This is a genomic window from Dactylosporangium maewongense, from assembly GCF_039531485.1.
Taxonomy (GTDB): domain Bacteria; phylum Actinomycetota; class Actinomycetes; order Mycobacteriales; family Micromonosporaceae; genus Dactylosporangium; species Dactylosporangium maewongense.
In genome coordinates this window covers 1-7,990 of the sequence record NZ_BAAAQD010000076.1, presented here as the reverse complement: position 1 = coordinate 7,990, position 7,990 = coordinate 1, and the positions used below count along the sequence as shown (strand labels likewise).

The window sequence follows — 7,990 nt, the reverse complement described above, 5'->3', positions numbered from 1 at the left end:
AGACCAGGGTCTCGGGCTTGAGCGTAAACGCGCCGGCCCAGCTGGAGTCCTGGACCCAGCCGCCCGCGACGATGGCGAAGACCAGCAGCCCGACGCCGATCACGCTGGTTTCGACCACGCGGCCCGGCCGGAGTACCCGCAGGTAGAAGCCCATGAACAGGGCGATCGGGATGGTCATGGCGATGGAGAAGGTGCCCCAGGGCGACTTCGCCAGGGCGTTGACCACGACGAGCCCGACCAGCGGCCCGGCGCCCGCGATCGCGGCGAAATGGTGACCCAGCAGCACCCGCCGGTCGGTGACGTGGCCCCCGCACGGTCGACACGGCGCGGTCAGCGGCCCGCAACGAGTCGGCGAACCGGGCGACCACCTCGGCGCCGTCGCCGGCCAGCTTGTTCACCGACCTCGAGTAGCGGCGCAGCACCGCCCCATGCACCGCGTACTCGCCCAGCATCTGAGCAACCCTGAACAAGTAGACATCGGTCGGCTTGAGCGTGCCCGCCCGTTCCTTGTCGAAGAAGCCACCACAAGCCACATCGACCCACGCCATCGCCACGTCCAGGGAGAACTCCTCGACCCCGCGCACAGCGAAGAACCTCGCCAGCCGGCGCCAGCAGCCCCGATACCAGACCAACGTCGATTCCTTGTAGCCCAGCCGCCTCAACTCAGCGTCCAGGCCCGACACCAGCGCAGACAACATCGCCATCGCAACCGACCTCCGGTCACGCGAGCCCGGCACCATGCCGTGCCCCTGATCAGATCCTCGGCGCGTTATGCGCAGCGCTCGACCCCCGCCACCACCCTCACCAGGCCAAACGAGCCGACGCTGCGCATATCCCAGCGCTGTTCATAGGGGTCGTTATGTTCAGCTGAACATAAGCCGCCCTGCGGGGTGCCGATGTCGGAGTCTTCCCGGTCGCCGTGCTCAGTAAGCACCCCGGCCTTGAGGAACGCCTTCACCAGCGCCAGCACACGCCCGTCCCTGACCCGTCGACGCACCTGGCCCATCAGAGCCACGTGGTCGATCGAGTCGAAACACGCCTCGATGTCCGCGTCCAGCACCCACTGATAACCGCGGGAGCCGAACATGTGAATCTCCGCGATCGCGTCGTGCGCCCGCCGCATCGGCCGGAACCCGTACGAGACCGGCAGAAAGTCGGCCTCGAAAATCGGCTCCAGCACCAGCTTCAACGCCGCCTGGACCACCCGGTCAGCGATCGTGGGAATGCCCAACTTGCGGACCTTCCCGGAGCCGCCCGGCTTCGGGATGCTGCGCTCACGCACCGGCAACGGCCGGAACGTGCCCTCCTTCAGCTGGATACGCAGCCCGTCCAGGAACCCGGGCACCCCAACGTGCTCCTCCACCCACGCGGCGGTCAGACCGTCCACGCCCGGCGTGTTCGCACCCTGGTTGCCCGCGACCCGAGCGAACGCGATCAACAGCGTCGCCGGGTCGTACACGAAGTTGAACAAGTCGTCGAACCTGCGGCCAGGATCGGCCGCCGCCCAACGGTGAAGTTTGGCCTGCATCTCCGTTACCCGCCCGAACGGACCCAAGACCCGATCCGGTGGAGCGCCGCCGTTCGGCGGCGCATCTTGCGGCATTGCAGCCTCCTCGCTCCTCGAAACCGCTGCCGTCCTTCCCCCTGTGCTGGGCTTTCCCCAGCTCCGAGTACTACGACGGCTCCGCCCCGTCCCGGACCGATCGGTCGACGGTGGACCCAGCCTGACCATCCATCCTGGACAGACAGCGGCAGGCGAGGACCGGGACGGTTCCCGTGTTCACTGCTGCTCACTCGACGAAGGAGGAGCCCGACTCTGCCCCAGCAGCCTCGCCGTGAGTACGCCGCAGACCTTCCTCACGGCCTCCCGGTCACCTGTTTCACAGCTTCCGGAAGTTCCCCACCACCGTCACCGGCAGCGGGTGCGCACTGCTCCCGACCCGCATCCACCAGGTTCGAGTCGGTATAGCGTTGAGGGGCTTTACACCGTCGGTTCCTCGCGTACTCCTCTCCGTCACGCTCACCGGACCCACGCCATCTGGCAGTGCTGACCCACTCCGGCTTTGTCAGGGCTGCTCCCACCCTCACCGGCACCTCCCGGCTCAGGCTGCCCCCAGCTCCAACCAGGCCGCTGCGACGACCCAGCGATGGTGGTCTCTCACCTCCACTTGAACAGCAGCGCCTCACGGCGCACGAAGCCTGCGCTGAACGCCTTCGCCATCACCTTCAGCGACCGCTTCCCGGCCGCTGAAACCTACTGACGATGACCGCTGGAAACACCGTTAGCGAGATAGTCCCGCCTGGAACGACAACCCGGAACCCTTTGTTGACCCTGCTGGCTTTCTCGTATTTGGGTGGTTAGGCGGCGGCCATGAAGTCGAGTCTGGCGAGGTGGCTGGTTGGCCGCGGTCGAGGGGTTTGCCGGTGAGGTAGGCGTCGAGCCGGACAAGGTTGATGGCTGCGGCGGCGATGGTGTGTTCGAGGCGGGTTTTGTGGATGCCTCGGTAGCGGGCTTGTCGGGTGCCGGTGATCGCGACGGCTTGGTGGATGGTTGCTTCGACGCCGGCGCGGGCCGCGTACTCGGTCTTGAACGCCTCGCTGTTGTGGTTGGCGCGCGCTCGGGTTTGTGCATCGTGGATGTCGCGGGGCGGGACAGATAGTCGCCGCCGCCCGCGTTTGCTGCTGGTGCAAAGGTTGCGGACGGGGCAGGGGCCGCAATCGGTGGCAGCGAACGCGATCACGACCGCGTCGGCGGCGCGTTGCCGGCTCGGGTTCCAGGAGGCGCTGGCCTTGCCTTGCGGGCAGGTGGCTCGCTGGTTGTCCCAGTCGATGGTGAACGCGGATCGGTCATATCCGGCGCCGGCTTTGGCCTGTGCGGAGTGGTCCACGATCAGCGGGGCGATCAACTCGATGCCGAAGTCCGCCGGCGATGAGGCGACCAGCCGTGCCGAGGGATAGCCGGAGTCGAGGAGATGCCGGGCGGGTAGTAGACCCTTGCCTTCGGGTCCGCCGCCCAGTCTGCCGGCGAGTTGCTAATGGATGGACTCGAGCATCGCCTGATCGGGAACAGCCGCCTGCGTGGTGGTCACGTTTGTGATCACATGCGGCAGGTCCCGGCCATGCTCGTCGAAGCCCGCGTCGCAACGCTCGCTGACATGAACCTTGTAGCCGGCCCAGCGGGTGTCGCGTTTGACGCTGTAGCGGGCATCGAGGTAGTAAGGAGAGATCAGCCGAAACAAGCCCGGTGGAAGGCCATGAACAGAGGCCTCTCGCCGGGTGATCGCCTCCCGCCCGTCGATACCGACCTCACGGTAGTACTGCTGGATCCAGATTCGGCGCAGCGCTTCGACCGCGGGCAGTTCAGCCAGCCAGCCAGGCACTTCGCCGGCGTCCACGCCACCGTGGATGGCCTCGAGCAGCGCGTACCCGTCAGCGCCGTAGCGCACCGCCAGTGCCGTGCGCTTGGCTTCGCTGGCCGGCAGCCTCCACCCGTCCACCCTCGCCTCATAGCCTGTCTGCCAGTCAGCGCCGATCTGACGGGTCAGCCACGCCGGAGCCGCCACCGCCAACGCCTCCAACGCTGCCCGCACCGTTTCCCCGGCCAGTTCCAACCGATTCAAGACCCGGATCCGAGCGAGCACATGCGTGGAATCCGTGCGCTGTTTACCGCCGGCCGCGATCAAACCCAACGCGAAAAGCTTGTCCAGCAACAGATCCAACGCCGCCGAGGTCTGATCATGCGTGACCAGCCGGGAACGGAACTCGCTCAACACACTCGCATCGAAGCCTGGGTCATCCAACTCCAGCCCCAGCGCGTACTTCCACGACACTCGATCCCGCGCAGCGTCGGCTGCCTGCCGATCAGTCAGGTTTTCCGTGAACCGCAGTACCGTCACCATCATCAACTGCCCTGGCGACATCGCCGGCCGACCCGATCTCGCGAACACCGCGACGAACCGCGAATCCGAGTACACCTTACCCAGCGCGTCCCGGATCCGCATCGCCAAATTCCCCCTCGGGAACGACGCCCGCGCGACCTGCACCGTCAACGCCGGAGTCTCCGGCCACGGCAATGGCTCCATCGACATACCTACATGCGATCACACCCACCTACCACGCCACCACCACAAACCAGCCCGGAATCAGACCATTGTGAGAAAGCCAGCAGGGTCTTTGTTTGGATCAAAATCGCGGACGAAATCCTCGACAACCTAGCCAGCTACTGCACTCGAATCAACAAACATCTAACGACTCGGGACGCTAGGTCGAGCGGGCTATTCTCCGGCGCCTGCGGCCAACGTCGCCGCGAGGGCCATCAGGCCTAGACTGTTCGATGCCTTGAACAGGACCACGTCACCCGACTTCACGAGGTCGGCGATGAGCAGTGCGGCGGCGTGCTTGTCGACGGCATGGACAGTGTCGACGCCTCCATTGGCGGCTGTGGTTCCGAGCTGTGCGGCATCGTCGTTGCCCACGGTGATTAGCAGGTCTGGATGCAACTTCGCCACGGCATGCCCGACCTCGATGTGATCAGCGGCCGCGGTTTCGCCCAACTCATTCATCTGGCCTAGCACCGCGACCGTGCGGCGCCCCGCAGCGATCGTCTTGAGCGACCGCAGCGCTGCAATCATCGAGACCGGGCTGGCGTGCGGTGGTGGGTAACTGTTCAGCTGGTTCCTGGTTCGCGCAGGTCTTGATCTTGCTGGGTGGTCTGGTGCATCCTGGGCGGCGTGTCCGGTTCGCCGTCCCTCGCGCAGTTGCTGGAGCGGCTCGCCCGGCTGGATGCGGTGCTGGCGGAGCGGGACGCGGAGATCGCGGAGCGCGACGCCCGGATCGAGGCGCTGACCCGGCGGGTCGCCGACTTGGAAGCGTTGCTGCGCAAGGATTCCCGCACGTCGTCGAAGCCACCGTCCTCGGATGGGCCGGGGAAGCCGCCGCCCCGGTCGCGGCGGGAGCAGTCGGGCCGGCTGCCGGGCAAGCAGCCCGGCGAGGCGGGATTCACGCTGCGGCAGGTCGACCGGCCCGACCAGGTGCGTGTCCACCGCCCGGACGCGTGTGACGGCTGCGGGAGCTCGCTGCGCCGGGCGCCGGTGACGTCGGTGGAGGCGCGGCAGGTGTTCGACCTGCCCGAGGTCCGTCTGCGGGTGGTCGAGCACCGGCTGCAGCATCGACGCTGCCGGTGTGGCGCGGTGACGATGGCAGCCGTGCCGGACGGGGTGGGCGCGCCGGCGCAGTACGGGCCGCGGGTCCGCGCCATCGGCGCCTATCTGGTCGGCTACCAGCACCTGCCCTACGAGCGGGCTTGCGAGACCCTGACGGACCTGCTCGGTGTCGGCATGTCGGTGGGCACCCTGGTCACGGTCCTCACCCGCACCAGCGACCGGCTGACCCCGTTCCTGCAGGCGGTACGCGAGCAGATCGCCGCCGCCCCGGTGGCGCACTTCGACGAGACCTCGCCGCGGGTGGCCGGGGCCAACGCCTGGGTGCACTCGGCCTCCACCGAGACGCTGTCACTGTTTTACGTGCACGCCTCACGGGGCCACGACGCGATCGCCGCCGCCGGGGTCCTGCCCGTCTTCGCCGGCATCGCCGTGCATGACGGCTACACCCCCTACCGCCGCTACGGCGCCGCGCACGCCCTCTGCAACGCCCACCACCTACGCGAACTGGCCGGCATCCTCGACACCGACCCGGCACAGACCTGGGCGGCCGGCATGATCCGGCTGCTGTGCGAGATCAACAACACCACCCGCCACGCCCGCACCGGCGGCGCCCACGCCATCGAAGACCGCCTGCTCGCGGTCTACCGACGCCGCTACGACACGATCATCGCCGCCGGCATGACCGCCAACCCCAGCCCGGCCGGGCACAGCGCCCGATCACCAGCAGCGAACCTCCTCGCCCGCCTGGGCGGCTTCGCCACCGACGTGCTGCGCTTCGCCCACGACCTGCGCGTGCCGTTCGACAACTCCCTCGCCGAACGCGACATCCGCATGGTCAAACTCCGCCAGAAGATCAGCGGCGGGCTCCGCACCTTCGCCGGCGCCGAAACCTTCTGCGCCATCCGCAGCTATCTCTCCACCGCCCGCAAACACGGCATCAACGCCCTCGACGCCCTCACCAGCCTCCACAATGGACGGACCTGGCTACCCGGAACCAGCTGAACAGTTACGTATTAGCAGATACAGTGACATGTACCGATAGAGATAAACTCTCGAAAGTGGCAATGTAGGTCTGGCGGCACCGCTGGATCTTCACGCTGCTGCTCCAGCCCTGGGCCTGACCCGTTTTGACGGACATCCAAGATCTGTGGGCTGCGTGCCCGGGAGAGGATGTTCATCATGGAAGGCATGGGTAAGCAGCGGCGGGCCCGCCGGGCGTTCACGGCGGAGTTCAAGGCCGAGATCGTCGAGGTCTGCCGTCGGGGTGATCGTTCGATGCGGCAGGTCGCGAAGGATTTCGACCTGACCGAGACCGCTGTGCGGGACTGGGTCAGGCAGGCCGACCTGGACGCCGGGACCCGCACGGACGGGCTGACCAGCACCGAACGCGACGAACTCGCCCGGTTGCGGCGGGAGAACCGGCGCCTGGCGGAGGATGTGGAGATCCTCAAACGGGCCACGGCTTTCTTCGCGAAGGAGACCCGGTGAACGTGTACCCGTTCATCGAGGCGGAGAAGTCTGGCCGGCACAACGTCGCCCGGGCGTGTGCGCTGCTGAAGGTCTCCCGCTCCGCCTACTACACCGCACGCACCGCCGGCCCTTCCAGGCGCGCCAGGGACGACCAGGACCTGACCGAGGCGATCGCCGCCGCCCACGACGAGTCCGACGGCACCTACGGCGTGCCACGGGTCCACGCCGAGCTCGCCGCGCAGGGACGCCGGCACTCCCGCAAACGCATCGCCCGGCTGATGCGCACCGACGGCCGGCGCGGCCGCACACCGAAACGGTGGCGGACCACCACCGTGCCCGACCCCGCCGCCGTCCCGCCCGCGGACCTGGTCAGGCGGGACTTCACCACCACCAGCAGCGGTGTCAACGCCCGCTGGTGCGGCGACATCACCTACATCCCGACCTGGGAAGGCTGGCTCTACCTGGCCACCGTCATCGACCTGACCTCGCGCCGCGTGGTCGGCTGGGCCACCGCAGACCATCTGCGCACCGATCTGATCGACCAGGCGCTGAACAACGCCGTCACCAGCCGCCGCCCACCCGCCGGGGTGATCTTCCACTCCGACCGCGGCGGTCAATACACCAGCAGCCAGCATCGGCGCCTCGCCGACCAGCACGGCGTCCGGCTGTCCGTCGGACGCAAAGGCCAATGCTGGGACAACGCCGTCGCGGAGTCGTTCTTCGCCACCATCAAGACCGAGCTGCTGGACCGGCGGCCGTGGCCCACCCGGACGTCCGCCCACCGGGCCATCTTCAGCTGGATCGAGGGCTGGTACAACACCCGACGCCGACACTCCACATTGGACTACATCAGCCCAACCGCCTACGAAGCCAAGCTCCGCAACGAATCACAGCTCCGTCAGGTAGCCTGACACCACCTCAACGACCCTGTCCGTCAAAACGGGTCAACCCCAGCCCCACCTTCGAGGCTACAAGCATCGTCTGGCCCGACCACATGCACACATAACGGCCGCCGAGAGGTAAGGCGGCGTCCAAAACGTTCGCTGAGTGCGCGCCGGGCTTGTCTATACACCGGTCCGGTGTTGCATCAACACCGAGCGTCGAAACTCCGCTTTGGACCATCTCAGCTGGCCGCCTAAGAGACCACTGCACATATAACGCATCAGACTGTAAGGTAGCTTGAACCAATTCAACGACCCTAAATCGCGTCAGCTCCAGAGCTGCCTACTGATCTGATTGTCGCTACGGCTGGAGGTGGACGCATGCGTCGGGTACTGGTTACGAACGTCACTCAGTACGCTGGGCCTGGCACTGTCCCGGTGTTGCTTCGAGCTGGGTTTCGGGTTGTTTGCCATGAT

General features: G+C 67.0%; 8 protein-coding genes. 3 read left to right on the top strand and 5 right to left on the bottom strand.

What is annotated here, in order from left to right; translation table 11 throughout:
- The 5 genes from ABD332_RS59640 to ABD332_RS59620 all read right to left on the bottom strand — a co-directional run.
- Positions 1–286, bottom strand: a 286-nt coding sequence (locus ABD332_RS59640; protein WP_344516017.1) for a carbon starvation CstA family protein, incomplete at its 3' end; no start/stop codon positions are given.
- Positions 287–769: 483 nt separating this feature from the next.
- Complete coding sequence (locus ABD332_RS59635) at positions 770–1,603, bottom strand: reverse transcriptase domain-containing protein (RefSeq protein ID WP_344516015.1); 834 nt, start codon at positions 1,601–1,603, stop codon at positions 770–772.
- Positions 1,604–2,282: 679 nt separating this feature from the next.
- Positions 2,283–2,906 (bottom strand): transposase, encoded by a 624-nt coding sequence (locus ABD332_RS59630; RefSeq protein WP_344516013.1) that lies wholly within the window; start codon positions 2,904–2,906, stop codon positions 2,283–2,285.
- A 126-nt stretch (positions 2,907–3,032) separates the two neighbouring features.
- Positions 3,033–4,043, bottom strand: coding sequence for a transposase (locus ABD332_RS59625; RefSeq protein ID WP_344516019.1), 1,011 nt, complete (start codon positions 4,041–4,043; stop codon positions 3,033–3,035).
- Between the two features lie 231 nt (positions 4,044–4,274).
- Positions 4,275–4,670 (bottom strand): glutamate ligase domain-containing protein, encoded by a 396-nt coding sequence (locus ABD332_RS59620; RefSeq protein WP_425552473.1) that lies wholly within the window; start codon positions 4,668–4,670, stop codon positions 4,275–4,277.
- Between the two features lie 60 nt (positions 4,671–4,730).
- On the opposite strand from ABD332_RS59620, the gene tnpC reads away from it, so the two are divergent.
- The 3 genes from tnpC to ABD332_RS59605 all read left to right on the top strand — a co-directional run bounded on the left by tnpC (position 4,731) and on the right by ABD332_RS59605 (position 7,543).
- Entirely contained in the window at positions 4,731–6,164 is a 1,434-nt protein-coding gene (tnpC, locus tag ABD332_RS59615; protein WP_344516009.1) for an IS66 family transposase, read from the top strand.
- A gap of 186 nt (positions 6,165–6,350) precedes the next feature.
- Positions 6,351–6,650, top strand: a complete 300-nt coding sequence (locus ABD332_RS59610) for a transposase (RefSeq protein ID WP_344516007.1) — start codon at positions 6,351–6,353, stop codon at positions 6,648–6,650.
- Complete coding sequence (locus ABD332_RS59605; RefSeq protein ID WP_344516005.1) at positions 6,647–7,543, top strand: IS3 family transposase; 897 nt, start codon at positions 6,647–6,649, stop codon at positions 7,541–7,543. Before ABD332_RS59610 ends, ABD332_RS59605 begins: the two co-directional genes overlap by 4 nt.
- The last annotated feature ends 447 nt before the right edge of the window (positions 7,544–7,990 follow it).